This is a genomic window from Telluria sp. PB2R4 (genome assembly GCF_059685695.1).
The window spans coordinates 43455-66691 of the sequence record NZ_JCASIC010000008.1 but is presented as its reverse complement, the minus strand read 5'-3'; the positions used below and the strand labels follow the sequence as shown (position 1 = coordinate 66691).

21 protein-coding genes and 1 other RNA gene are annotated in these 23237 nt (G+C 67.7%); 12 read left to right on the top strand and 10 right to left on the bottom strand.

What is annotated here, in order from left to right; genetic code table 11:
• Positions 1-78 precede the first annotated feature (78 nt).
• Entirely contained in the window at positions 79-423 is a 345-nt protein-coding gene (locus AC56LU_RS14545) for a hypothetical protein (protein ID WP_497176323.1), read from the bottom strand.
• Positions 424-534: 111 nt separating this feature from the next.
• Between AC56LU_RS14545 and AC56LU_RS14540 the strand changes: the two genes are divergently transcribed.
• The 3 genes from AC56LU_RS14540 to AC56LU_RS14530 are packed head-to-tail and all read left to right on the top strand — an operon-like array spanning position 535 to position 4546.
• Positions 535-1836 carry a c-type cytochrome gene (locus AC56LU_RS14540; RefSeq protein ID WP_497176322.1) on the top strand — a complete coding sequence of 434 codons (1302 nt, stop codon included), beginning with the start codon at positions 535-537 and terminating at the stop codon, positions 1834-1836.
• A complete protein-coding gene (locus tag AC56LU_RS14535) occupies positions 1833-2321 on the top strand; it encodes a (2Fe-2S)-binding protein (RefSeq protein ID WP_497176321.1) in 489 nt (162 codons plus the stop codon). Before AC56LU_RS14540 ends, AC56LU_RS14535 begins: the two co-directional genes overlap by 4 nt.
• A complete protein-coding gene (locus tag AC56LU_RS14530; protein ID WP_497176320.1) occupies positions 2321-4546 on the top strand; it encodes a xanthine dehydrogenase family protein molybdopterin-binding subunit in 2226 nt (741 codons plus the stop codon). Before AC56LU_RS14535 ends, AC56LU_RS14530 begins: the two co-directional genes overlap by 1 nt.
• On the opposite strand, the gene AC56LU_RS14525 is transcribed toward AC56LU_RS14530, so the two are convergent.
• The 5 genes from AC56LU_RS14525 to AC56LU_RS14505 form a co-directional block, all read right to left on the bottom strand.
• Entirely contained in the window at positions 4539-5342 is an 804-nt protein-coding gene (locus tag AC56LU_RS14525; RefSeq protein ID WP_497176319.1) for a sulfite exporter TauE/SafE family protein, read from the bottom strand. The two genes, AC56LU_RS14530 and AC56LU_RS14525, sit on opposite strands and share 8 nt — an antisense overlap.
• The gene (locus AC56LU_RS14520; RefSeq protein WP_497176318.1) at positions 5342-5812 is read right to left on the bottom strand and encodes an EVE domain-containing protein; all 471 of its coding nucleotides are present in this window, start codon (positions 5810-5812) and stop codon (positions 5342-5344) included. The genes AC56LU_RS14525 and AC56LU_RS14520 overlap by 1 nt, the downstream gene beginning before the upstream one ends.
• A 98-nt stretch (positions 5813-5910) precedes the next feature.
• Positions 5911-6091: non-coding RNA, 6S RNA (gene ssrS / locus AC56LU_RS14515), on the bottom strand.
• 57 nt (positions 6092-6148) lie between these two features.
• Positions 6149-6460, bottom strand: coding sequence for a cell division protein ZapA (locus tag AC56LU_RS14510; RefSeq protein WP_497176317.1), 312 nt, complete (start codon positions 6458-6460; stop codon positions 6149-6151).
• The gene (locus AC56LU_RS14505) at positions 6457-6708 is read right to left on the bottom strand and encodes a hypothetical protein (protein WP_497176316.1); all 252 of its coding nucleotides are present in this window, start codon (positions 6706-6708) and stop codon (positions 6457-6459) included. Before AC56LU_RS14505 ends, AC56LU_RS14510 begins: the two co-directional genes overlap by 4 nt.
• 384 nt (positions 6709-7092) lie before the next feature.
• Between AC56LU_RS14505 and groES the strand changes: the two genes are divergently transcribed.
• A complete protein-coding gene (gene groES / locus AC56LU_RS14500; protein WP_036244728.1) occupies positions 7093-7383 on the top strand; it encodes a co-chaperone GroES in 291 nt (96 codons plus the stop codon).
• Positions 7384-7425: 42 nt separating this feature from the next.
• On the top strand, positions 7426-9072 hold the full coding sequence (groL, locus tag AC56LU_RS14495) for a chaperonin GroEL (RefSeq protein ID WP_497176315.1): 1647 nt from the start codon (positions 7426-7428) through the stop codon (positions 9070-9072).
• Between the two features lie 52 nt (positions 9073-9124).
• On the opposite strand, the gene AC56LU_RS14490 is transcribed toward groL, so the two are convergent.
• Positions 9125-9385, bottom strand: coding sequence for a hypothetical protein (locus AC56LU_RS14490; RefSeq protein WP_497176314.1), 261 nt, complete (start codon positions 9383-9385; stop codon positions 9125-9127).
• A 72-nt stretch (positions 9386-9457) separates the two neighbouring features.
• Between AC56LU_RS14490 and AC56LU_RS14485 the strand changes: the two genes are divergently transcribed.
• From AC56LU_RS14485 to AC56LU_RS14455, 7 genes are all read left to right on the top strand, one after another.
• Positions 9458-10354 carry a LysR family transcriptional regulator gene (locus tag AC56LU_RS14485; protein ID WP_497176313.1) on the top strand — a complete coding sequence of 299 codons (897 nt, stop codon included), beginning with the start codon at positions 9458-9460 and terminating at the stop codon, positions 10352-10354.
• A 121-nt stretch (positions 10355-10475) separates the two neighbouring features.
• Positions 10476-10886 carry a GntR family transcriptional regulator gene (locus AC56LU_RS14480; RefSeq protein ID WP_497176312.1) on the top strand — a complete coding sequence of 137 codons (411 nt, stop codon included), beginning with the start codon at positions 10476-10478 and terminating at the stop codon, positions 10884-10886.
• Positions 10887-10894: 8 nt separating this feature from the next.
• Positions 10895-11812, top strand: a complete 918-nt coding sequence (locus tag AC56LU_RS14475) for an ABC transporter ATP-binding protein (RefSeq protein WP_497176311.1) — start codon at positions 10895-10897, stop codon at positions 11810-11812.
• 10 nt (positions 11813-11822) lie between these two features.
• Complete coding sequence (locus tag AC56LU_RS14470) at positions 11823-13694, top strand: hypothetical protein (RefSeq protein WP_497176310.1); 1872 nt, start codon at positions 11823-11825, stop codon at positions 13692-13694.
• An 8-nt stretch (positions 13695-13702) separates the two neighbouring features.
• Positions 13703-15742, top strand: a complete 2040-nt coding sequence (locus AC56LU_RS14465; protein WP_497176309.1) for a S9 family peptidase — start codon at positions 13703-13705, stop codon at positions 15740-15742.
• 44 nt (positions 15743-15786) lie between these two features.
• On the top strand, positions 15787-16269 hold the full coding sequence (locus tag AC56LU_RS14460; protein WP_497176308.1) for a hypothetical protein: 483 nt from the start codon (positions 15787-15789) through the stop codon (positions 16267-16269).
• 160 nt (positions 16270-16429) lie between these two features.
• Complete coding sequence (locus AC56LU_RS14455) at positions 16430-18859, top strand: FG-GAP-like repeat-containing protein (protein ID WP_497176307.1); 2430 nt, start codon at positions 16430-16432, stop codon at positions 18857-18859.
• A gap of 6 nt (positions 18860-18865) precedes the next feature.
• Here AC56LU_RS14455 and AC56LU_RS14450 read toward each other — a convergent pair whose 3' ends face one another.
• The 3 genes from AC56LU_RS14450 to AC56LU_RS14440 are packed head-to-tail and all read right to left on the bottom strand — an operon-like array spanning position 18866 to position 23119.
• The gene (locus AC56LU_RS14450; RefSeq protein WP_497176306.1) at positions 18866-19576 is read right to left on the bottom strand and encodes a 2'-5' RNA ligase family protein; all 711 of its coding nucleotides are present in this window, start codon (positions 19574-19576) and stop codon (positions 18866-18868) included.
• 25 nt (positions 19577-19601) lie between these two features.
• Positions 19602-21464: a glucokinase gene (locus AC56LU_RS14445; RefSeq protein ID WP_497176305.1), complete on the bottom strand. Its 1863-nt coding sequence runs from the start codon at positions 21462-21464 to the stop codon at positions 19602-19604.
• A complete protein-coding gene (locus tag AC56LU_RS14440; RefSeq protein ID WP_497176304.1) occupies positions 21464-23119 on the bottom strand; it encodes an alpha-amylase family glycosyl hydrolase in 1656 nt (551 codons plus the stop codon). Before AC56LU_RS14440 ends, AC56LU_RS14445 begins: the two co-directional genes overlap by 1 nt.
• Between the last annotated feature and the right edge of the window lie 118 nt (positions 23120-23237).

The following is a 23237-nucleotide window of genomic DNA, read 5'->3' as shown; positions in this document are numbered from 1 at the left end:
TCGGCCTGAGGTCGAAAAGGACATTATAGGCACGGTCGTGGCGCAAAGCCGGGGCTGGCGCTCGGACCAGCCGGGCTGTTATTCGAAGTCTTCGGCCAAATTCTTCCAGCCCCGGCTCTTGGCGAAAGCAGTAAACTCCTCCGGCGCCTCGAGCACCACCAGCTGGCTCTCTTGCAGGCCCGGGTCGCTGTGGCCGAAGTCCGGGCCCTTGTAGCCGAGCGCGCGCAGGCGGTCGATGATCTGCCGCACCAGCACAGTGTCTTTATAGGCACCCGGCTCCAGCCTGGCCTTGAAGTCGACGTACACGTCGATGATCCCGTAACCCTCGTCGAAGATGCGGATTGCCTTGACGTCGAGGGTACGGCCGCTGCCGTCCTTGGCCTGGAAGGGGCCGGACAGCTCGATGTCGGAATCAGTAGTCATGGCGCCAGCATACCACCGCGGCGCGCGGGCGGCGTCCGCGACGTGCGCCGCCAAGCGGTGTTGTCGATTCGCCCATGTTATTCTCGGTGCGTTGCAAGAAAAGATCATGAGATGAGGAACACGCGGCGATTTGGGTGGAAGGTGGCATTGGCGGTGTTCGCCGTGCTGGCGCTCGCCGCCTTCTTCCTGATGTGGCGTCCCGCACTGCCTGCGCAGGCGACGCCCGCCCGATTCGACACTGCGCTGGTGGCGCGCGGCGCCCAGCTGTCGAAGCTCGGCATGTGCGCATCCTGCCACACCGTCGATCCGGCCCGGCCCTTCGCCGGCGGCCTGGCGATGGCAACGCCCTTCGGCACCGTGTTCAGCACCAACATCACGCCGCATGAAGGCACCGGCATCGGCGGCTGGAGCCTGGAGGCGTTCGAGCGTGCCATGCGCCAGGGCGTCGCGCGCGACGGCCACCTGCTTTACCCCGCCTTCCCCTACACGCACTACACGAAGCTGGCGCAGGACGACATGCGCGCGCTGTACGCCTATTTTGTGACGCGCCCGGCCCTGGACGCGCCGGCGCGCGAGAACCGGATGAACTTCCCCTTCGGTTTTCGCCCGCTGCTGGCGTTCTGGAACCTGCTCTACCTGGACCAGTCGCCCTGGCAGCCACACCCCGGCCAGCCGGCCGCGTGGAACCGCGGCGCCTACATCGCCGATACGCTCGCCCACTGCAGCGCATGCCACACGCCGCGCACCTTTCTTGGCGGCCCCGATATCACGCGCCAGTTCGACGGCGGCGAGGCCGACGACTGGTATGCCCCGGCACTCAATGCACGCTCGCCGTCGCCGCTGCCGTGGACGCAGGCCCACCTGGCGCAATACCTGCGAACCGGGATCGCACCCGGGCACGCCATTGCCGGCGGCCCGATGCAGGACGTGGTGGTCCAGCTCGGGCAGGCCGACGAGAAGGATGTCGCCGCCCTCGCCGGCTACATCCACGGTTATCTCAAAGAGGCGCCGGCGCGCGCACCGGCCGCCCGCACCCCCGGTCCGCTCCCGGCGCCGCGCGACGACGACCCCGACCTGGCGCGCATGCGCCTGGGCTACGAGACCTATGCGATGGCCTGCGCCAGCTGCCACGACGCCGGGCGCGGCGCCAGTTCCGGCGCGGCGCTGCAGCTGCAGCAGGCGGTGGCCCTGTACGACCCGGACCCGCGCAGCCTGGTCCACATCATCCGCGAAGGCATCGTGCCGCTGGACGACGCCCCGGGACGCTGGATGCCGGGCTTCGGCACGGTGCTCGATGACGCCCGGATCACGGCGCTGGCGGCCTACCTGCGCCGTTATGGCGCCGGGGCCGAACCCTGGCCAGGGCTTGAAGAGAGCGTGGAAGACGCGGTGCAGAACAAGAGGAAACCATGAGCAAATTCGCGCTGCGGGTCAACGGCAAGCCGCACACGGTCGATGTCGACGCCGACACGCCGCTGCTCTACGTGCTGCGCAACGACCTGAAACTCAACGGCGCCAAGTTCGGCTGCGGCCTGGGCCAGTGCGGTTCCTGCACCGTGATGCTCGACAAGCAGCCGGTGATGTCCTGCCTGCTGCCGGTGTCGATGGTGGGCGGCCGCGCGGTGCGCACGGTGGAGTCGGGCGGCACGCGCTGGGTGCCGGGTTCGGTGCTGCAGCAAGCCTTCATCGACGAGCAGGCGGCGCAGTGCGGCTACTGCATCGCCGGCATGATCATGCGCGCCACCGCCCTGTTCGAACAGGTGCCCTCGCCGACGGACGCCCAGATCAAGGCCTGGATGCAGCCCAACCTGTGCCGCTGCGGCACCCACCTGCGCATCCTGCGCGCGGTGCGCCGCGCCGCCGACGTGCTGGCGGCCCAGCCGATCCGGAACTACTGATGAACGAGGCTCCACAGCGTCCGGGCCGGCGCCGCTTCCTGGCGAGCGGCGGCGCGCTCACCTTGTCGTTCGCGCTGCCGCTGCGCGCGGCCGGCGCGGCATTGCCCGGCAGCCTGGAAGACGCACCCTGGCTCGACGCCTGGATCCGGGTCGGCGCCGACAACCGCGTCACGGTCTTCACCGGCAAGGTGGAGCTGGGCCAGGGCATCAAGACCGCGCTGCTGCAGGTGGCCGCGCACGAGCTGCAGATCGATCCCGGGCGCCTGATCCTGGTCACCGCCGACACCGAACGCACACCCGACGAAGGCTATACCGCCGGCAGCCATTCGATGCAGGACAGCGCCACCGCGATCCGCCACGCGGCGGCGCAGGTGCGGGCCATCCTGCACGCGCGCGCGGCCGAGCGCCTGCAAGTGCCGGCGGCGTCGCTGGCGCAGGACAACAGCGTGTTCCGCGCGCCCGACCGGCGCCGCGTGAGCTTCGGCGAACTGGTGGCGGGCGGCGAGCAGCATGTACGCGCCACCGACGCGCTGCCGCCACGCCTGCCGAACGCCCGGTCCTACATCGGCGCCACGCTGCCGCGGGTCGACATCCCCGGCAAGCTGAAGGGACAGCTGGCCTACCTGCAGGACATCCGCCTGCCCGCCATGATGCACGGCCGCGTGGTGCGTCCGCCGTCGCCCGGGGCGCGCCTGCTCGGCGTCGACAGGGCGGCGGTGGCGCGCCTGCCCGGTGTGCTCGAGGTGGTGCAGGACGGCCGCTTCCTGGCCGTGATCGCCGACGAGGAATACCGCGCGGTGAAGGCGGCCAGGGCGCTGGCGCAGGCGGCGCGCTGGGAGGTATTGCCCACCGCGTCGGCCACCCTGCCGGTGGGGCGCGACATCGCCGCCCACGTGCGCAGCCTGCCCTCGCAGCCGCAGGAAGTGCTGGCGCGTGGCAAACCGGGCACACCGGGCCGCACGCTGCGCGCACGGTATACCCGCCCCTACCAGCTGCACGCCTCGCTCGGTCCATCGTGCGCGATCGGGCTGCTGGAAGGCGGCCGCTACACGGTATGGACGCATTCGCAGGGCGTCTACCCGCTGCGCACGGCGCTGGCCGAGCTGCTCGGCGTGCCCGAAGAAGCCGTGCGCTGCATCCACGCCGAGGGGTCGGGCTGCTATGGCCACAACGGCGCCGACGATGTCGCGGCCGATGCGGTGCTGCTGGCGCGCGCCTTTCCCGACCTGCCGGTGCGGGTGCAATGGATGCGCGAAGACGAACACGCCTGGGAACCCTTCGGACCGGCGATGCTGGCCGAGGTCCAGGCCACCCTCGATGCCGCGGGCAGCATCGTCGACTGGCAGTACGAAGTCTGGAGCCAGGCCCACGCCACCCGCCCCGGCAAGGCAGGCAACCTGCTGGCCGCCACGCTGCTGGCGCGCCCGTTCGCGCCGCCCGCGCCGCGCCCGATCCCGCAGCCGGAAGGCGGCGGCGACCGTAATGCGATTCCCTATTACGCGCTGCCCAATGCCCGCGTGACCCACCGCTTCCAGCCGGCCGGGCCGGTGCGCACGTCGGCAGTGCGCTCGCTCGGCGCTTACTGCAACGTGTTCGCGATCGAGAGCTTCATGGACGAACTGGCGCGCGCCGCGAAGCAGGATCCGGTGGCTTTCCGCCTGCGCCACCTGCGGGATGCACGCGCCATCGAGACGGTGCGGCTGGCGGCGGCGAAATTCGGCTGGGACGGTTACCAGCGCAGCGCCGGCCGTGGCCGCGGCTTTGCGTTTGCCCGCTACAAGAACCTGGCTGCCTACTGCGCCATCGCGCTGGAAGTCGAGGTGGCGCTGGACACCGGCTTCGTGCGCATCGTGCGCCTTGACGCCGCCGTGGACTGCGGCGAAGTGGTGAGTCCCGACGGCGTGCGCAACCAGATCGAGGGCGGCATCGTACAGTCGGCCAGCTGGACCCTGCTGGAGCAGGTGCGCTTCGATGCCGGAGGGGTCGCGAGCCGGGACTGGGCCGGCTACCCGATCCTGCGCTTCAACGGCGTGCCGGAGCGCATCGCCGTGCACCTGCTGGACCGTCCGGGCCAGCCCTTCCTCGGCACCGGCGAAGCGGCCCAAGGCCCGGCCGCGGCGGCGCTGGCCAATGCGGTGGCCGATGCCTGCGGCGCGCGCGTGCGCGACCTGCCGATGGACCGCGCGCGCATGCGCAGTTTCGCAGCGGGCAATCCGGTTAGTTGACCGCCTTCCAGAACATGTACGTCGCCAGCGCATACAGGATCACCGCAAACACCTTCTGCAGCTGCCGCACCGGCATCTTGTGCGCGGTGCGCGCCCCGACCGGCGCCATGCACACGCTGGCCAGCACGATGATGGCCAGCGCCGGCAGGTAGATGAAGCCGAGCGAATAGGCCGGCAGCCCGGGCTCGCCCCAGCCGAACCAGATGTTCGAGAGTGTCCCGGACAACGCGATCGGGAAGCCCAGCGCCGCGCTGGTGGCCACCGCATTGTGGATGCGCACCCCGCACCAGGTCATGAACGGCACCGACACGAAGCCGCCGCCGGCGCCGACAATGCCCGACAGGGTGCCGATGAAGCCGCCGGTGGCGAACATGCCGGGCGTGCCCGGGAGCGCGCGCGAGGCCGCCGGCTTTTTCCCGATCAGCATCTGGGTGGCCGAGAACGCGACGAACACGCCGAAGAAGGCGGCCAGCACGGTGGCATTCATCTGCTTGCCGATCCACGGCCCGATCCAGGATCCGACCAGGATGCCCGGCACGAGCAGCTTCACCACCGGCCACAGCACCGCGCCGTGCTGGTGGTGGGCGCGCACCGAGGACAGGGACGTAAACAGGATGGTGGCGAGCGAGGTGGCGATCGCCATGTGGATGGTCAGTTCCGGCGCAATGCCGCGCGCGGTGAAGATCATCGTAATGAAAGGCACCAGCACCATGCCGCCGCCGATGCCGAGCAGCCCGGCCGCGAAGCCGCCGAAGGCGCCCATTGCCAGCAGCGCCATGATCATCATGATGTCCATCAGCGCTTCCCGCCGCGCACCAGGGCGACGATCGTGTTCCACTGGCCCTGCGTTACCGGCGACACCGACAGCCGGCTGCCCTTCTGCAGCAGCACCATGTCCTCCAGCGCCGGGACAGCGCGCATCTCGGTGAGCGGCAGGTAGCGTCCCTTTTCCAGCGCGCGCACGTCGACCGAGATCCAGCGCGGATTTTCCTGCGTGGCTTTCGGGTCGTGGTAGGGAGAGCTTGCGTCGAACTGGGTCGCGTCCGGATACGGGCCGCTCGCGACGGTGGCGATGCCGGCCACGCCGGGCACCGCGCAGCTGGAGTGGTAGAACAGGATGCCGTCGCCGATGGCCATCCCGTCGCGCATGAAATTGCGCGCCTGGTAGTTACGCACGCCAAACCAGGCCAGCGTTTGCTGTGGCGCCGCCAGCAGGTCGTCGAAACTGACTTCGTCGGGCTCCGACTTCATCAACCAATAGCGCATCAGAACTCCATACGTAACCTGGCCGGCGTTGCCGGCCAAGTTAAAAACGCCCAGCAAAAAAAAGCGGCTGCGTACCAAAGTGCGCAACCGCTCGTGTGTGTAGCCCCGCCTGTGTCGTTATTGCCGGCATCCCGAACCAAAAGGCTCAAGGTGGTCGCAGTCAGCTCAATTTCGGGTTCGTCAGACTAGTGACGCTCGCGCCCACCAAGCATGTCCCACAACCTATGCGAAAGAATGGTTCAAGGAATATATGACAAATCTCGAACACCGCAGGGTAGAGCGGAGTTTACTCTGTTGGCCGGCCATGTCAACCGAATCCGGATTCAAACCCGACGATCAGTACAGATTTTCCTGCGGCGCCAAGGCCTTGTCCAGGACCGAGTGCATCACTTCGAGCTTCTGCTTGACTTCCAGGATCGACATGTCCGACAGCGGGCCCTGGGGCGATTTGACCGACAGGAATTCGGCCGCCACGCTCAGTGCCGCCATGACTGCGATACGGTCGGTGCCCTTGACCTTGCCCGAGTCGCGCAGCGCGCACATCTTGCCGTCCAGGTAGCTGACCGCTTCGCGCAGGGTGCGCTCTTCGCCTTCGCGGCAGGCCAGGCGGTAAGGTTGGCCCATGATGGTGCAATCGAGATGGATCATTGGGTCGCCTCGCGCGCTTCATCGGCGCCAGGGCCGTCCTCGGGATCCGCGTCATCGGGCGCGGGGAACTGTTCGAGCAGGGATTCGACGCGGCGCTGGGCTTCGATCAGCCGTTCCTTGAACGCGAGATTCTCCGCGCTCAGCAGGCTGTTGGCCTGGCGCAGCAGATAATTTTCGGCGCGCAGCGACTGGGCCAGTTGGGCAAGCCGGTCGATCTTATCGGAGAGGTCTTGAAATTCGGAAATCATTCGACACTATAGGACTGAGATGGTTTTTCCGTCAACCGAATCGCGTCTCTACTCGGCGCGAGACGGGAAGCGGGCCGCTAGCGGACTCCCTGCGCAGCCGTGCGGCACTCCCGGCACCATCCGGTGTACCCTGCCCGGCCATTGTCATGGACATCACGAGGCGACAGTGTACAACCGGTCGATTGAATTGTGTTTTCGCAAAAAAGTCGGTTCGCTCCCCCACATTCCCGCTTGAAATAGGGTGTTATCGTCCCTATAATCACATCTCGTTAGCACTCGTTAGTCGAGAGTGCTAACAACCGCGGTACCAGATTCCCTGGCCGGCACCATGTTGGAGCCGGCACTGAATAGCTAGTCAAACCACTGAAAAATAAGGAGTTTTGCATGAACCTTCGTCCTCTGCACGATCGCGTAATCGTGAAGCGTCTCGACCAGGAAACCAAAACTGCATCCGGCCTGATCATTCCTGATGCAGCAGCCGAGAAGCCGGACCAGGGTGAGATCCTCGCCGTCGGTAACGGCAAGGTGCAGGAAAACGGCCAAGTCCGCGCGCTGGAAGTGAAGGTCGGCGACCGCGTCCTGTTCGGCAAGTACTCGGGCCAGGCCGTCAAGGTCGATGGCCAGGAACTGCTGGTCATGCGCGAAGAAGACATCATGGCCGTCGTGGCCCTGTAATCTCGCATTCACCCCTTAACATCTACGAATTCGGAGAAACACATGGCAGCTAAAGAAGTAATTTTCGGCGACGCAGCGCGCGCCAAGATGGTTGAAGGCGTCAACATCCTCGCCAACGCAGTCAAGGTCACCCTGGGCCCGAAAGGCCGCAACGTCGTGCTGGAGCGCTCGTTCGGCGCCCCGACCGTCACCAAGGACGGCGTCTCGGTCGCCAAAGAGATCGAACTGAAGGACAAGCTGCAGAACATGGGCGCGCAGATGGTCAAGGAAGTCGCTTCCAAGACCAGCGACAACGCCGGTGACGGCACCACCACCGCGACCGTGCTGGCACAAGCCATCGTCCGCGAAGGCATGAAGTTCGTTGCCGCCGGTATGAACCCGATGGATCTGAAGCGCGGCATCGACAAGGCTGTCGCAGCCACCGTCGAAGAACTCAAGAAGATCGCCAAGCCGACCACCACCTCGAAAGAGATCGCACAAGTCGGCGCCATCTCGGCCAACTCGGAAACCTCGATCGGCGAGCGCATCGCCGAGGCGATGGAAAAAGTCGGCAAGGAAGGCGTCATCACCGTCGAAGACGGCAAGTCGCTGAACGACGAGCTGGATATCGTGGAAGGCATGCAGTTCGACCGCGGCTACCTGTCGCCGTACTTCATCAACAACCCGGACAAGCAGGTTGCCGTTCACGAGAACCCATTCGTCCTGCTGTGCGACAAGAAGATCTCGAACATCCGTGACCTGCTGCCGGTGCTGGAGCAAGTCGCCAAGGCCGGCCGTCCGCTGGTGATCGTCGCCGAAGACATCGAAGGCGAAGCGCTGGCAACCCTGGTGGTCAACAACATCCGTGGCATCCTGAAGACCGTCGCCGTCAAGGCGCCTGGCTTCGGCGACCGCCGCAAGGCCATGCTGGAAGACATCGCCGTCCTGACCGGCGGCCAGGTGATCGCCGAAGAAGTCGGCATGACCCTGGAAAAGGTCACCCTGAACGAACTGGGCCAGGCCAAGCGCATCGAAGTCGGCAAGGAAAACACCATCATCATCGACGGCGCCGGCGCCGCTGAATCGATCGAAGCACGCGTCAAGATGGTCCGCGTCCAGATCGAAGAAGCGACCTCGGACTACGACCGCGAAAAGCTGCAAGAGCGCGTGGCCAAGCTGGCCGGCGGCGTTGCCGTCATCCGCGTCGGTGCAGCCACCGAAGTCGAGATGAAAGAGAAGAAGGCCCGCGTGGAAGACGCACTGCACGCTACCCGCGCTGCCGTGGAAGAAGGCATCGTCCCAGGCGGCGGCGTGGCCCTGCTGCGCGCTCGCTCGAACATCGACATCAAGGGCGACAACCCTGACCAGGACGCAGGCATCAAGATCGTCCTGCGCGCGATGGAAGAGCCGCTGCGCATGATCGTCCAGAACGCCGGTGACGAGCCGTCGGTCGTGGTCGCAGCCGTCATCGCCGGCACCGGCAACTACGGCTACAACGCAGCCAACGGCACCTATGGCGACATGGTCGAAATGGGCGTGCTGGATCCGGCCAAGGTCACCCGCTCGGCCCTGCAGAATGCAGCGTCGATCGCCGGCCTGATGCTGACCACCGACTGCATGGTTTCGGAAGTCACCGAAGACAAGCCAGCCGGCGGCATGGGCGGCATGGGTGGCATGGGCGGCATGGGCGGCATGGACGGCATGATGTAATGTCTCGATGGCGCCAGCCGGCGCCATCGACCGCAAAGAAAGCCTGCAAGGTTCACGCCTTGCAGGCTTTTTTCATGTGCACTGGCGCGCTGCGCGATGGCGCGGGCACCTGCAGGAAGAACGCGGCCACCGCGAGCGCGCATTCGGCCAGCGCGGCCGGCCAGCTCAGTGGCGTCGGCATGCCCTGCAATGCAAGCGCAGCCCCGAACTGAGGGACGAGCAGCGCGACCAGCGTCAGCAGGCCCAGCGCCAGCGCGAATGCGCCGATCGACAGGCGAACCAGCAGCAGGGAAAAACGGAGCGTGTTGTTCATGATGCTTCCTTGTGAAGTGGGTTGAGGAGTTCCTACTCTACCCATGCAAAAACGCATATAAAATAGGCAATCATGAAACCATCCTATGCAAATCTGCAATCGGGGCTCGGCCTGCAGGACCTCGAGACCGTGCTGGCCCTGCAGCGCGGCCGCACCCTCGCCGGTGCGGCCGAGCGCCTGGGGGTGGACACATCGACGGTCTTCCGCGCCATCAAGCGCATTGAAAAGGACGTCGGCGAGCTGCTGTTCGACCGTGGCCGCCAAGGCTACACGGCGACGGAACTGGGACGGGTGCTGGCGAGCCATGCGGAGCGGATCGAGACCCAGCTCGAGGAAGCACGCGAAGCGGCCTTCCACCAGGCCACGGAGCCCTCGGGCCTGCTGCGCATCACCCTGACCGACACGCTGCTGCACACCGTGCTGCTGCCGGTGCTGGCGCGCTTCACCGCCCTGTACCCGCGCATCCACCTGGAGCTGGCGACCACCAACGTGCTCGTCAACCTGAGCCAGCGCGAAGCCGACATCGCGATCCGCGTCACCAATGCGCCGCCCGACCACCTGGTCGGCATCCGGCTCGGTACGGTACGCTCGGCCCTGTACGGCGCCAGCGACTATCTGGCGGCGCAGCCGGAAGGCAGGCCGGTCGGCGAGATGGACTGGATCGCGCTGGACGACAGCCTGCCGGACCACCCGTCGCAGGTTTGGCGCCGCGCCCACTATCCACATGCAGCGCCGCGCCACAAGGTCGGCAACCTGCTGGCGGTGGCGGGCGCCGTGGTGAACGGCCTGGGCATCGGCGTGGTGCCGCTGGCGGTGATGGGCGCGCATCCGCGCGTGCAGACGATCGACGGCCCCTTGCCCGAACTGGACATCGGCTTGTGGGTACTGGCGCATCCCGATACGCGCTACCTCGGGCGCATGAAAGCCATGTTCGATTTCCTGCGCACGGCGATCGAGCTGCCGACGTAATTCCCCGCGCTCTCCTCGTTATGAACGGCGCATATTCTGCGCCCTTCTCCCCATGCATATGTTGACAGCACCTCCGGCCGCCGCTACTGTACTACGTGTAATAGTACAGTCAGGAGACAACATGAGCCGCCGAACACCCTTGATGCTGAACATCGCCACCGGCGACACCCGCCCGATCAACCGCCAGATCGTCGACGGCGTGCGGCGCCTGATCGCCAGCGGCGAGCTGCCGGTCGGCGCCGCCCTGCCGAGCGTGCGCGGCCTGGCCCAGCAATTGTCGATCAACCCGAATACGGTAGCCAAGGCCTACGGCGAATTGACCCTGGAAGGCTGGGTGGAGTCACGCGCCGGCCTCGGCTTGTTCGTGCTTCAGCCACGCCAGATGCTGTCGGACGCCGAACGCGAACGCCGCCTGGGCGAGGCGGTCGACCGCTTCACCGGCGACGTCATCGGCCTGGGCTACAGCGGCGCCGAAGTCCTCGACCGCGTCGCCGACGAACTGGCGGCCAGCCTGCCGCGCAAGGTGGCATAAGGAATATGATGAACGACCTCGTCATCCGTACCGATAGCCTGTGCCTGTCTTACAAGGGCAAGCAGGCCCTCGATCACCTCAGCCTGCACCTGCCGCGCGGCGGCGTGCACGCCATCGTCGGCGCCAACGGCGCCGGCAAATCGACCCTGTTCCGCGTGCTGCTCGGCTTCGCCTGCGCCGACAGCGGCTCGGCCTCGGTGCTGGGCTGCGACAGCCGCGTCCTCACCCCGGCGCTGCGCTCGCGCATCGGCTTCGTCAACGAAGAACACACCCTGCCGGGCTGGATGCGGGTGCAGGAGCTGGCCAACATGCAGCGGCGCCTGTACCCGCTGTGGAGCGAGGAGCGCTACCGCCGGGTGCTGGCCAACTTCAACGTGACCGACCGCCAGCGCATCAGCGAGCTGTCACGCGGCGAGCGCGCAGGCGTGAGCCTGGCGCTGGCGCTGGCGCAGGGCCCGGAACTGCTGATCCTCGACGAGCCGACGCTCGGCCTGGACGTGGTAGCCAAGCGCGCCTTCCTCGACGCCCTGCTGCAGACCAGCCTGGACGACGGCGCCACCATCGTCTACTGCTCGCACCAGATGGAAGAGATCGAGCGCGTCGCCGACAACCTCGTCATCCTCGAGCGCGGCGTGCTGCGCCACATGTCGGCGCCCGACGCATTCTGCGAGCGCGTGAGCCTGTGGATCGCGGACTTCCCGTTCCGCCAGCCGGAAGCGGCGCACCTGCCCGGGGTGCTCGAGCTGCGCGTCATCGACGGCCTGACCCACCTGGTGGTGTTCGACGGCGGCATCGATTTCGGCCACCGCCTGCGCCTGATGGGCGCGCGCACCGCGCAGCAGATGCCGGTGAGCCTGGACCGCGCCGTCAACGGCTTCCTCACGCGCGGTCATGCCGGCGTCCACACCTATTCTGCCGCAGCCTGAAAGTCCCGAGATGAAAGAACTCTTCCTGAGCGAGTGCCGGCGCTTTCGCACCCTGGCCCTGGTCGCGGCCGCCGTGTTGCTGGTGATCCTGCAGCTGACCATCCGCATGGCCAACCCGCTGCAGCAGCGCTGGCAGGCGCAGCTGGTGATGATGCTCCCCATCGCCGCCATCGGGCTTGCCTTCGCGGTGGTCCAGTTCAACGGCTACCGCCAGCCCAGCCGCTGGCTGTGGCTGATGCACCGTCCGCTGGCGCGTGGCCGCATCTTCGGCGCGCTGGCGCTGGCCTCGCTGGTCCTCCTGAGTGTCGCGGTCGGGCTCCCGCTCCTGCTGGCGCTGGCCGGCACCGACTACTTCACCGGGGACACCGTCGACACCCGCCACTACCTGATCCCGCTGCACCTCTTGATCACGAGCTACACCGCCTGGCTGGGCGGCTGCTACCTGATGCTGTGCGGACGCCGCAGCGCCTTCGTGGTGCTGTTCGTGCCGGCCGCGCTGGCCTGGCACCTCGCATCCGGCGGCGCACTGTTGGCGCCGGAAGCGATCGGCCTGGCCCTGATGGCGGCGCTGGCCTACACCGCCTTCAAGCCGGACCGCACCGGACCGCCCGCCGGCGCGGGCGCTCACCTGGCAACTGCGATCCCGCTGGTGCTGGGCTTCTACCTGCTCATGCTGTGGGGCGGCTCGACCGCATTCCAGGCCGGCCAGATGCTGCTGGGTGTGAACCCGCTCAACAGCAGGGTGGCGCCGGTCGGCGGCTACCGGGAGCTGGTGCGCGCGTCCGGCAACGACAACCTGCAGCGTGCACTGGCGGCTTCCAGCGACCCGCGCGCCGCCCACTGGCGCCGCCAGCTGGCGCTGCTCGAGGTGGGCAAGGTCCAGCCCGAGGGGCGCGACCACCCGGTACGCGGCGCGATCGCCAACCTCGACACGACGCAGTGGGGCGACCCGAAGCGCAACATCGCCTGGACCTTCAACCACGACCGCATGCTGTACGAAGGACGCGACATGCACACCGATGCGCCGCGCGGCTGGTTCGGTATGGGCGGGGTGGGCGACCTGCGTCCCTTCGACTCGCCGGCGCTCATCGTGGGCAAATTCTTCATGACGGAGCAAGGCCTGTTACAGCTGGACTCCGAATCCGGCCGCGCCGATACGCTGGTCACGGTGCGCGGCGCCGAGAAGCTGACCGGCGGCGTGCAGGAAGTCGGCCGCCAGCCCTTCTTGTTGACCAACCAGCGCCTGATCGCGTTCCGCCGCCCGGCCCCGGGCGCAGCCCAGGCAAGGGCGCCGGCCGCGCTGGACGAACTCTACAGCGTGCCCCTGCCGGGCCCCTTCGGAGACCTCAACCGGGTCGACGTCGCGCGCCTGCTCGACGGCACCCTGCTCTCCTTCAATTTTGGCCGCCGCATGGTGAACGGCGAGACCGGCTCGCGCCAGCAGGTGCTGTTCGTCGACGCCCTGGGGCGCGCGACGCCGGTTGCCTCGCGCCTCGTCAAGCATGATTTCCCGCTGCTGTTCGAGCACAAGGACTGGTGGCTGTCGCCCGTGGCCAACGCCGTGGTGACACTGCCCGAACGCCTGCTCGACAAGGGCCTGATCGAGGACGCGCCGGGAACGCCGGTCCAGGCGCGCCCGCCGGCGGTGGTCGCGGCGGCGCTGGCCGCAGCCCTGCTGTCCGCCGCGCTGGCGGCATGGCGCCTGCGCCGCAGTGGCGGACCATGTCAACCAATGCGCTACCGGCTGGCCTGGACCGTGGCTGCCCTGGTGCTGGGACCGCCCTGTGCCGCCGCCCTGTGGGTGCTGGCGCCGCGCGCTATCCCCGCCGCTGCCGCTGCCGCCGAAGCACGCGCCACACACCCCGTGCCAGCCGCCGCATGAAGGGACCGATGATGAAACATCCTGGCTGCGCCGCCTTGGTGCGGGCCGGCGCACACCTGTGCGCTGCGCTGCTGGCAATCTCCTTCGCCCACGCTGCGCCCTTGTCCAGCGAACTGGCGCGCAATGCCGCACTGCCGCGCGCTCCGCTGCTCGACCCCGGCCTGTTCGACCGCCCGGAACGCCTGCGCGAGGTGCGCCTCGCCCCGGACGGCGCCCACCTGGCCTGGGTCGAGGAAGTCGACGGCAAAGCCGAGCTGTCCGTGATGCCGCTGGCCGGCGGAGCGGCGCGTCCGCTGGCCGCGTTGGAGCCGAACGACCGGGTGCACTGGTCGCGCGACGGCACGGTGCTGTTCCTGGCGCAGGAAGGCGGCGTCGCGGCGATCGGCGTGCGCGACGGCGCCGGCGGCCGGATCGCCATGTTCGACAAGGAAGGACGGCAGCGCTTCGCCGGGATCGACCGCGCCATGCCGCGCCACGCCCTGATCGAGGAGCAGGACATCGCGGGCCGCGGCACGCGCCTGGTACGCATCGGCGCCGACGGTGCGCGCAGCCTCCTGGTCGAGGGCCGCGGCGCCGTGAACGCCCTGCTTTCCGCGCCAGGCGGCGCGCCCGCCATCCTGCGCCGCCAGGAAGCCGACTTCACCCAGCTGATCCTGCAGCGGCGCGGCAAGGCGTGGACCGAAGCCGCCCGTTGCGCACCGCTGCGCACCTGCGTCCCGCTGGCGCTGTCGCCCGACGGCAGGCGCCTGTTCATGCGCACCCTGCATGCCGGCGACCGCGAGGCGCTGCTCGAGCTCACGCTCGCCAACGGCGCCCGGCGCCTGGTCCACACCGATCCGGAAGGCCTGGCGGACCTGGTCGACGTAACCCTGTCGCCGCGCGACGGGCAGCCGATGCTGGCCACCTACCAGCTGCCGAACCTGCGCCTGGTCGGACTGGATGCCGATGGCAAGCGCATCGCGGCCAGCATCGCGCGCCGCTTCCCGGACGGCGGCGTGGCGGTCGAATCGTGCGCGCCGAATGCCTGCCTGCTGGCCGAGCGCAATGCCCGGATGGCGCATGCCCGCTACTGGCTCCTGGACCTGCAGCGCCATGCCTTCCACCCGGTGCTCGACGGCGTCCGCGCGAAAGGCGGCATGCCGCCGGAAGCCCAGCTCGCGCAGCGGATCGCACTGCGCTATGCGGCCTCGGACGGTTTCACCGTGCACGGCTACCTGACCCTGCCGCGCGGCCTGCCGGCCCGCTCGCTGCCGCTGGTCACCTTCGTGCATGGCGGCCCCTGGGGCCACGTCACGGGCGGCTACAGCGCGAACGCGCAGCTGCTGGCCAACCGCGGCTTCGCGGTGTTCGAGCCGAACTTCCGCGGCTCGACCGGCTACGGCGCGCGCTACACGCTGGCGCCGGGCGCCGGCTACGGCAACGGCCGCGTGCAGGCCGACATCATCGACGGCGTGCGCTGGCTGCTGGCGCAGGGCATCGGCGACCCGCGGCGGCTCGGCATCGCCGGCGGCTCGTTCGGCGGCTACGCCACGCTGCTGGCGCTGACCCACACGCCCACCATGTTCCGCTTCGGAATGGCGACCCAGCCGCCCACGGACTTCGCGCGCGCGCTGCGCCAGGGAGCGGCCGAGCCGGCGCGGCCGGGCCAGCCGCCGCTGCGCCAGGTGCTGGCCGCGGTGGGAATCGATCCATCCGACCCGGCGCAGCTGGGTCCGATCGCCGCCGCTGCCCCGCACGGGCTGGCGAACCGGGTGCGCGCGCCGCTGCTGCTGGTGGCCGGCGCCAAGGACGACAAGGTCGAGGTGGAGGCGGTTGCCGACTACGTGGCGCGCCTGCAGGAACTGGGCAAACCGGTCAGCCTGCTGGTCGACCCGGACGAGGGGCACAACCCGCGCAACCCGGTGGCGCGCAAGGCGCAGATGCACCTGCTGCTGCGGATGCTGCACCGCTACCTCGGCGGTCCGCCTGCGCCGGCACCAAGCGCCGCCGTCGCCGGCTACCTTGCCCGCAACCTGCGTACCAATGGCGCCCTGGGCGTGTTGCCGTAAAAACACACTGGGTGTAGACTGCGCGCTCACCCTCCGAGGCATCCATGTCACCCATGTCATTCATGACGATACGCGCCGCAATCCCTCCTTCCCTGCCCTTGCTGGCCGCTACCCTCGTCCTGGCGCTGACGGCGGCCGGCTGCAAGCGTGCCGAACGCGAGGCGCCCAAGCCGGCCCCCGCGGTCGTCAAGGAGGCGCCCGAGCGTACCCGCGAACAGGCAATGGAAACCCTGCTCGCGGTCCCGGAGCTGAAGGCCTGGTCGGAACAGATCGAGCAGCGCTCGAAGGGCAAGGCGCATGGCGCGGTCATCGAGGACGATCCGACGCCGCGCGAGATCAACGGCAAGCAGTACTACCAGCTGACGTTTGTCGAGAACCGCAGCGACGAGGTGCGCCGCCGCGAGAGCTTCCTGGTTTCGCGCCAGGGCGAGGAGATCCTGGTGGAAGACGCCGAGACCGATACCCTGATGAGCCTGCAGGAATGGCGCCGCAACATCAAGCGCGTCGAGCTCAAGAGCGCGGACTAGGCGCGCAAGCAGCATAATCTCGCCTCTGGGACGAGCTGCGCAGCACATCCGTTCTCCGCCGTTCGGCAGCCATGGCAACTTCGCCACAGTGGCGCTGGAAGGGTTTGACTTTTTGCGCTGCAGCAACTTAAATGGCTGTTTTTCAATAAGAACAGACGCCATGGCAGACTATCGCGGCACCGACGCCAACGATTCCATCGACCAGGACAAGCTCGGCATCCCGGCCGGCACCAATATCTTCGGCGGCAAGGGCGACGACACCATCGTCATCGCCAGCGGCACCGCGGTCGGCGAACAGGGCAACGACACCATCACCGCGCTGCAGGCCTGGGCCGGGGTTGCCTACTGGGGCGCACCCGCCGGCATCAAGGTCAACCTCGCGACCGGCGTCGCCCAGGATGGCTACGGCACGGTCGACAAACTGGTCAACGTCCGCACTATCCAGGATTCCGGCCACAGCGACGAGATCATCGGCAGCGGCGCCAGCGAAGAGTTCTGGCTCAGCAACGGCTCGGACCGCGTGGTCGGCGGCGGCGGCCAGGACACCGTCAAGTACTGGGACGTCAAGCCGTCCGAAGTGAAGATCAGCTATTCGCGCGCCACCGACAGCTTCACCGTCGTCAAGCAGGCAAGCTTCAAGACCGGCACCGACACGCTGCAGGGTGTCAACAGCATCCAGTTGCTGGGCCCCGACGGCACCTATGCCCAGTACACGCGCGACATGTTCGACGACAGCACCGGCTTCCTGCGCCAGGCCACCGTCGTGCCATCGTTCGAGATGTTCGCCGTGAACCAGCTGCGCGCCGGCGACTTCAACGGCGACGGCCTTGGCGACCTGCTGGTGACCCGCACCCGTGGCGACCTGGGCGAAACCGCAGTGCCGCTGCAGATCCTGGCCGGCGACGGCAAGGGCGGCTTCACCGACATGACCGCCAGCCTGTTCAAGGGCGGCATCCCCTATGTGAACTACGTCCCGCGCATCTTCGCGGCCGACTTCAACAAGGACGGCATCACCGACATCTTCACGCCGGATTTCGGTCTCGACAAGGCGCCCTTCCCGGGCGGACAAAACTCGCTGTTCATCTCGAACAAGGCGACCGGCCTGCTGGAGAATGTCAGCGCGACGCTGCCGCAGGGCCTGAAGCAGAATCATGGCACCGCGCTCGGCGACATCAACCGCGACGGTCACATCGATATCCTGGTCAACGCGCTGCACGAGACCACCGGCAACGCCAATCAGGTCCTGATCAACGACGGCGCCGGCCGCTTCACGCCGACGCAATCGCTGCTGCCCGCCGGCCTGCGCCAGGCCGGCTACGACGCCGGCAATACCTGGTCCATGTTGCGCGACTTGAACGGCGACGGCTGGGACGACATGGTGCTCGGCACCTGGAAGCCGAATTCGAGCCCGAGCCTGGTCCTGCTCAACGACGGCAAGGGCAGCTTCGCCAACGCCACGCCGGTCGCCCTGCCCCGGCCCGGCGCTTTCAGCGAGACCGTGATCGGCATCGAAACCATCGACCTGAACGGCGATGCACTGCCGGACATGATGGTCAGCCTGACCAATGACGGCACCCATGACGAGTTCTACAAGCTGCCCTATCTCCAGCTGCTCGTCAACGAAGGCAACGGCCGCTTCCGCGACGAGACTGCCCAGCGGCTGCCGCAGTCGCTCAGCCCGGGGAAGGAAACCTCCTGGCTGCTCTCGGCCACCGCGCTGGACGTCAATGGCGACGGTTTCCAGGATATCCTGGTGGACGGCATGAACGCCTCCTCCTCGCGCGTCTACCTGAACGACGGCAGCGGCAAGTTCACCCTCGGCTGGAACGGCACCCCGAACCAGCACGTGGTCTCGATGGACATCAACGGCGACGGCAAGCCCGACCTGGTGGAAGCCACCGGCGCCGGCTTCTCGGTGCTGCTGAACACCACGCCCGACCGGATCGGCGCCAGCCTGGTCTACCGCTTCGGCGACAACGGCGGCAAGGTGGCGGGCGGCGCGGCCAACGAAACCATCCACAGCGGCAAGGGCGCCGACAGCGCCGACGGCGGCGCCGGCCTGGACAAGATGGTGTACGCGGGCCAGCGCGCCGGCTTCAGCGTCAAGAAGACGGGCGAGGGTTTCAGCGTGGGCAGCGGCGGCGTGACCGACACCTTGATCAACATCGAGCGCCTGGTGTTCAGCGACGGCGCGCTTGCCCTCGACATCGACGGCACTGGCGGCCAGGCCTACCGCGTCTACCAGGCTGCCTTCGCCCGCACGCCCGACCTGGGCGGCCTGGGCTACTGGATGAATGCGATGGACGTCGGCGCCACGCTCAAGAGCGTTGCCGAAGGCTTCGTCGCGTCAGCGGAGTTCAAGCAGAAGTACGGCGCCGCACCGACCAACCTGGAAATCGTCTCCCAGTTCTATCAGAACGTGCTGCAGCGTCCCGGCGAAAAGGCCGGCATCGATTGGTGGACCGGCCTGCTGGATTCGAACACGCTGACGGTGGCCGACGTGCTGGTCGGCTTCAGCGAAAGCGCCGAAAACAAGGCGGCGCTGGTGGGCGTGATGACGGACGGATTCGCGTATACACCCTATCCCTGAAGCGGTTCAGCCCGGCAAGCGCAGCAGGTCTACCTGCTGCAAGGAGCCGCTCGACATGGTCCAGTCGTTGACGACCAGCTCCAGCTGGTCGACCTGCATGCTGCCCAGCGGCTGGTGGCGCAGCTCCTCGAGCAGCGCCGCAAAGCGCGCCGGCTGCTGCAAGGGCGCGGCGAAGCGCAACAGCGTCGCATGCGCGCTCACCAGCCGGTAGCGCCCGTCCAGTGAACCATCCAGGCCGCGCGCCCTCAGCTGGCCGCGCAGGCGCTCGCGCAGGCTCTCCAGCGCCGCGCCGCGCGGATAGCCGCATGCCATGACGGCGCCGCGCGACAGCGTGATGCCGCCGAAATCGATCCCGAATGCCGGGATGCCTTCCAGCGCGGTGCGCACGGCGTCGCGATAGGCGTCCAGCTGCGCCAGCTGGGCGGCCGCATCCATCGTGACGGTGAACAGCGACAGGATGGTCACATGCATGTCGGCGGGTGGATGGCGATACTGCCCCGGCTCGGCGGTGGCCAGGCGGTCGAGCAATGCGTCGAAGCGTGCCGCCAGCGCCGGACCGGGTCGCGCGATGAGGGTCAGGCCGCGGCGTGGGTCAAGCCCTGCCAGGACCCACTCGTCGCGGTCGATATCGCCGGCGGCGATCGCACCATGGGCGCGTTCCCACATGGCGTCGTAATGGGCGTGAAGGCTGCTTGAGGCGGTGTCGTCTTGCGTCATGCCGCCATTGTCGCCCAGCTATCGCTCAGCTATCGAGATGCGAGATCAACAGCCTGCGTGCGTCCGCGCCCTGTGCGTCGCCGTGCTGGCCATCCACCGAAATCCCCACCGCGAGGATATCGATCAGCAGCAGTTGCAGGATGCGCGAGATCATCGACAGGAAGTCGGTGCTGTCTTCGGCGTGGTCCACCGCCAGGCACACGCTCGCCTTGCGCGCCAGCGGCGACTGGCTGTTGCTGATGGCGATCACGTCGGCGCCGGCGGCGCGCGCAATGTCCACCGCCTCCAGCAGCTCGGCGATGCTGCCCGAGTTCGACACCGCGATGACGACGTCGCCCGGCTGCAGCAGTTCGGCCGCCAGCCGGAACAGGTGCGAATCGCCGTACAGCGAGGTCGGGATGCGGAAGCGGAAGAACTTGTGCTGGCCGTCCAGCGCCACCGCGCGCGAATTCCCCATGGCGAAGAACTCGACCCGGCGCGCGCTGCTCACCAGTTCGATAGCGCGGTCGAGCGCGCGCACATCGAGCTGGTCGCGGAAGCGCAGGATCGCCGACACCGTATTGTCGATCACCTTGGCCGACAGGTCGTGGGTGCTGTCGCTGGTGCGCACCTGGCTGTGGCGTACGGGAATCGCGCCGGTCAGGCTGCTGGCGAACTTGAGCTTGAAGTCGGCCAGGCCCTGGAAGCCGAGCGAACGGCAGAAGCGGATCACGGTCGGCTGGCTCACGTCGGCCAGGCGCGCGATCTCGGCGATCGGTTCGTTCAGCACCAGGCGCGGCTGCTCCAGCACCAGGCTGGCGACGCGCTGCTCGGCCGGGCTCAGGCTGTGACGCAGCTGCGTGACCCGCTCCATCAGGGTATTGGCCCCGCTGCGTCCGCGCAGGTGCTCGGCCAGGATGCTCGCCACGCCGTGCAGGGCCGGATTGGGTGTGGTGATGACGTAGGTGGGGATGTCGGCCAGGTAGCGTGAAAAGCGGCCCTTGGCTTCGAAGCGCGTACGGAACGGCGATTGCGCGAACCATTCGCCCATGCGCGGCACGATGCCGCCGCCGATGAAGATGCCGCCGAACGCGCCCAGCGTCACCGCCAGGTTGGCAGCGGCGCCGCCGAGCATGCCGCAGAAGCATTCCAGGGTTTCCAGGCACAAGGGGTCCTGGTCGTCCAGCGCGCTGGCGATGATCTCGGCCGCCTTGCGCGCGGGCGCAGCCACGCCATTGCGCGCCGCCAGCGCGCGGTGGATGATTTCCATGCCCGGCCCGGAAATCAGGCGTTCGTTCGAGACGTGCTGCCATTCCTTCCAGGCGGTCTGCAGGATGGCGAACTCACGCTCGTCGGCGGGGGCGAAGTTGACGTGGCCGCCCTCGCTGCCCAGGGTGACGAAACCGTCGGCGGTCGGGATCACGCCGGACACGCCCAGGCCCGTGCCCGGGCCCAGCACGCCGACCACCGCATTCGGCGCCGGCGCGCCCTGCCCAACCTGCATCAGGTCGTTGGAAGCGAAGCCGGGAATGGCCATCGCCAGCGCGGTGAAGTCGTTGACGATCAGGAGCGTCGTCAAGCCCAGTTCGCGCCGCACCGCGTCGGTGGAGAACTGCCAGTCGCGGTTGGTCATGCGCACGAAGTCGCCGCTGATCGGATTGGCCACGGCCAGCGCGGCGTGGTGCAACTTCAGGCCATCATGGTCCCGCAGGTAAAAGCGCAAGAGGGGAACGATCCCTTCGAAGTCCCCGCACAACAGCACCCGCACGGCGCTGAACACACCGGGGGCGGTCTGCAGCGCCAGGCGCGCATGGGTGGCGCCGATGTCGGCCAGCAGGCGCGGTCCGTCGGCGAAGGCCGAACGTGCGGACTTTGCCGAGAGTGTCACCGCATCCTGCTGGCTGCCCATTATGCGTCGGCTCCCGCAGCGATGCCGCCGAACCAGGCGCCGTACGGCGGCAGGCTTACTTTGCCACCGGCGGCCTCGCCGGGCAGTCCGTGCGCGTCCAGCTTGCGTGCGCCGACAGTGGCCGGCCAGTCGAAGCTGACTTCGCGGTTCGACAGGTTGAAGGCGGCCAGCACGCTGTCCATCCCATCGACGTTACGGCGCAGTGCCAGCACCGGTTCCGGGGCATCGAAGAAGACGATCTCGCCACGGGTCAGCTGCGGCATGGTCTTGCGCCAGGCGATGAAGCGGCGCTGGAAGTTCAGCATCGAGTCCGGATCGCGGTCCTGCTGCTCGACACTGGCCGCTCGGTGCGGTTCGGCCACCGGCAGCCACGGGGTGCCGTCCGTGAAGCCGGCGTTCGGGCTTTGCGCCGTCCACGGCATCGGCGTGCGGCAGCCGTCGCGGCCCTTGAACTCGGGCCAGAAGGTGATGCCGTACGGGTCCTGCAGCAGTTCGAACGGCACGTCGGCTTCCGGCAGGGCCAGTTCGTCGCCCTGGTACAGGCAGGGTGTGCCCTTGAGCGAGAGCTGCATCGCCAGCACCAGCTTGGCCAGCGCCGGGGTCGCGGACTGGCCGTCTGCGCCGCCCCAGCGAGTGACGACGCGGATGGCGTCGTGGTTGCCGACCGACCAGGAAGCCCAGCCGTCCTTCACGCGCTCCTTGAAGTCTTCGACCTGCTTGCGGATGTGGGCTGCGGTGAATTGGGGGGTAAGCAGGTTGAAGCTGTAGGCCATGTGCAGCTTGTCGCCGCCTTCGGTGTACTCGGCCATCTGGGCCAGCGCGTCGTCCGAGCTGACTTCGCCGATCGAGACCGCACCGAACTCGTCCAGCTGCGCGCGCACGCGCTGCAGGAAGGCGACGTTCTCCGGCTGGGTCTTGTCGTAGACGTGGGCCTGCATGCCATAGGGATTCACGTCGGTGACGGTCGAGGTGTCGCGCACCAGCGCCGGCGGGTTGCTGCGCAGCTGGCGGTCGTGGAAGTGGAACACGCAGGCGTCCATGCGCACGCCGTCGACGCCGCGCTCCAGCCAGAAGCGCTGCGCATCGAGGTGGGCCTGCTGCACGGCCGGGTTGTGGAAGTTCAGCTGCGGCTGGCTCACCAGGAAGTTGTGCATGTAGTACTGCTTGCGGCGGGTATCCCACTGCCAGGACGAGCCGCCGAACACCGACAGCCAGTTGTTGGGCGGGCAGCCGTCCGGAAGCGGGTCGGCCCACACGTACCAGTCGGACTTGGCGTTGTCGCGGCTCTTGCGGCTTTCGACGAACCAGGGGTGGGTGTCGGCGGTGTGCGACATCACCTGGTCGATCATGATTTTCAAGCCCAGGCTGTGCGCCTTGGCGATCAGCTTGTCGAAGTCGTCCAGGGTGCCGAACAGCGGGTCGACGTCGCAGTAGTCGGCGATGTCGTAGCCGAAGTCTTTCATCGGCGAGGTGAAGAAGGGCGACAGCCAGACGATGTCCACGCCCAGGCTCGCGATGTAGTCGAGCTTCTCGGTAATGCCCGCCAGGTCGCCCACGCCGTCGCCATCCGTGTCGAGGAAGCTGCGCGGGTAGACCTGGTAGATGATGGCTTCTTTCCACCAGTTCGGATTGTCGGTCGTCGAGATCTGGGTCATGGCTGGCTCGTCAGGAATGGTCGGAATTCTAGGGAATATACATGATGAGCTTGAACTTTACAATTGGCCAATTCCGCCTCACAAAACAGCTTAATCCTTTTATTTCAAACACTTATGA

Coding starts and splice junctions, on each gene's coding strand:
- AC56LU_RS14545 (WP_497176323.1), bottom strand. CDS start 423: ATGACTACTGATTCCGACATCGAGCTGTCCGGCCCCTTCCAGGCCAAG.
- AC56LU_RS14540 (WP_497176322.1), top strand. CDS start 535: ATGAGGAACACGCGGCGATTTGGGTGGAAGGTGGCATTGGCGGTGTTC.
- AC56LU_RS14535 (WP_497176321.1), top strand. CDS start 1,833: ATGAGCAAATTCGCGCTGCGGGTCAACGGCAAGCCGCACACGGTCGAT.
- AC56LU_RS14530 (WP_497176320.1), top strand. CDS start 2,321: ATGAACGAGGCTCCACAGCGTCCGGGCCGGCGCCGCTTCCTGGCGAGC.
- AC56LU_RS14525 (WP_497176319.1), bottom strand. CDS start 5,342: ATGGACATCATGATGATCATGGCGCTGCTGGCAATGGGCGCCTTCGGC.
- AC56LU_RS14520 (WP_497176318.1), bottom strand. CDS start 5,812: ATGCGCTATTGGTTGATGAAGTCGGAGCCCGACGAAGTCAGTTTCGAC.
- AC56LU_RS14510 (WP_497176317.1), bottom strand. CDS start 6,460: ATGATCCATCTCGATTGCACCATCATGGGCCAACCTTACCGCCTGGCC.
- AC56LU_RS14505 (WP_497176316.1), bottom strand. CDS start 6,708: ATGATTTCCGAATTTCAAGACCTCTCCGATAAGATCGACCGGCTTGCC.
- groES (WP_036244728.1), top strand. CDS start 7,093: ATGAACCTTCGTCCTCTGCACGATCGCGTAATCGTGAAGCGTCTCGAC.
- groL (WP_497176315.1), top strand. CDS start 7,426: ATGGCAGCTAAAGAAGTAATTTTCGGCGACGCAGCGCGCGCCAAGATG.
- AC56LU_RS14490 (WP_497176314.1), bottom strand. CDS start 9,385: ATGAACAACACGCTCCGTTTTTCCCTGCTGCTGGTTCGCCTGTCGATC.
- AC56LU_RS14485 (WP_497176313.1), top strand. CDS start 9,458: ATGAAACCATCCTATGCAAATCTGCAATCGGGGCTCGGCCTGCAGGAC.
- AC56LU_RS14480 (WP_497176312.1), top strand. CDS start 10,476: ATGAGCCGCCGAACACCCTTGATGCTGAACATCGCCACCGGCGACACC.
- AC56LU_RS14475 (WP_497176311.1), top strand. CDS start 10,895: ATGAACGACCTCGTCATCCGTACCGATAGCCTGTGCCTGTCTTACAAG.
- AC56LU_RS14470 (WP_497176310.1), top strand. CDS start 11,823: ATGAAAGAACTCTTCCTGAGCGAGTGCCGGCGCTTTCGCACCCTGGCC.
- AC56LU_RS14465 (WP_497176309.1), top strand. CDS start 13,703: ATGATGAAACATCCTGGCTGCGCCGCCTTGGTGCGGGCCGGCGCACAC.
- AC56LU_RS14460 (WP_497176308.1), top strand. CDS start 15,787: ATGTCACCCATGTCATTCATGACGATACGCGCCGCAATCCCTCCTTCC.
- AC56LU_RS14455 (WP_497176307.1), top strand. CDS start 16,430: ATGGCAGACTATCGCGGCACCGACGCCAACGATTCCATCGACCAGGAC.
- AC56LU_RS14450 (WP_497176306.1), bottom strand. CDS start 19,576: ATGACGCAAGACGACACCGCCTCAAGCAGCCTTCACGCCCATTACGAC.
- AC56LU_RS14445 (WP_497176305.1), bottom strand. CDS start 21,464: ATGGGCAGCCAGCAGGATGCGGTGACACTCTCGGCAAAGTCCGCACGT.
- AC56LU_RS14440 (WP_497176304.1), bottom strand. CDS start 23,119: ATGACCCAGATCTCGACGACCGACAATCCGAACTGGTGGAAAGAAGCC.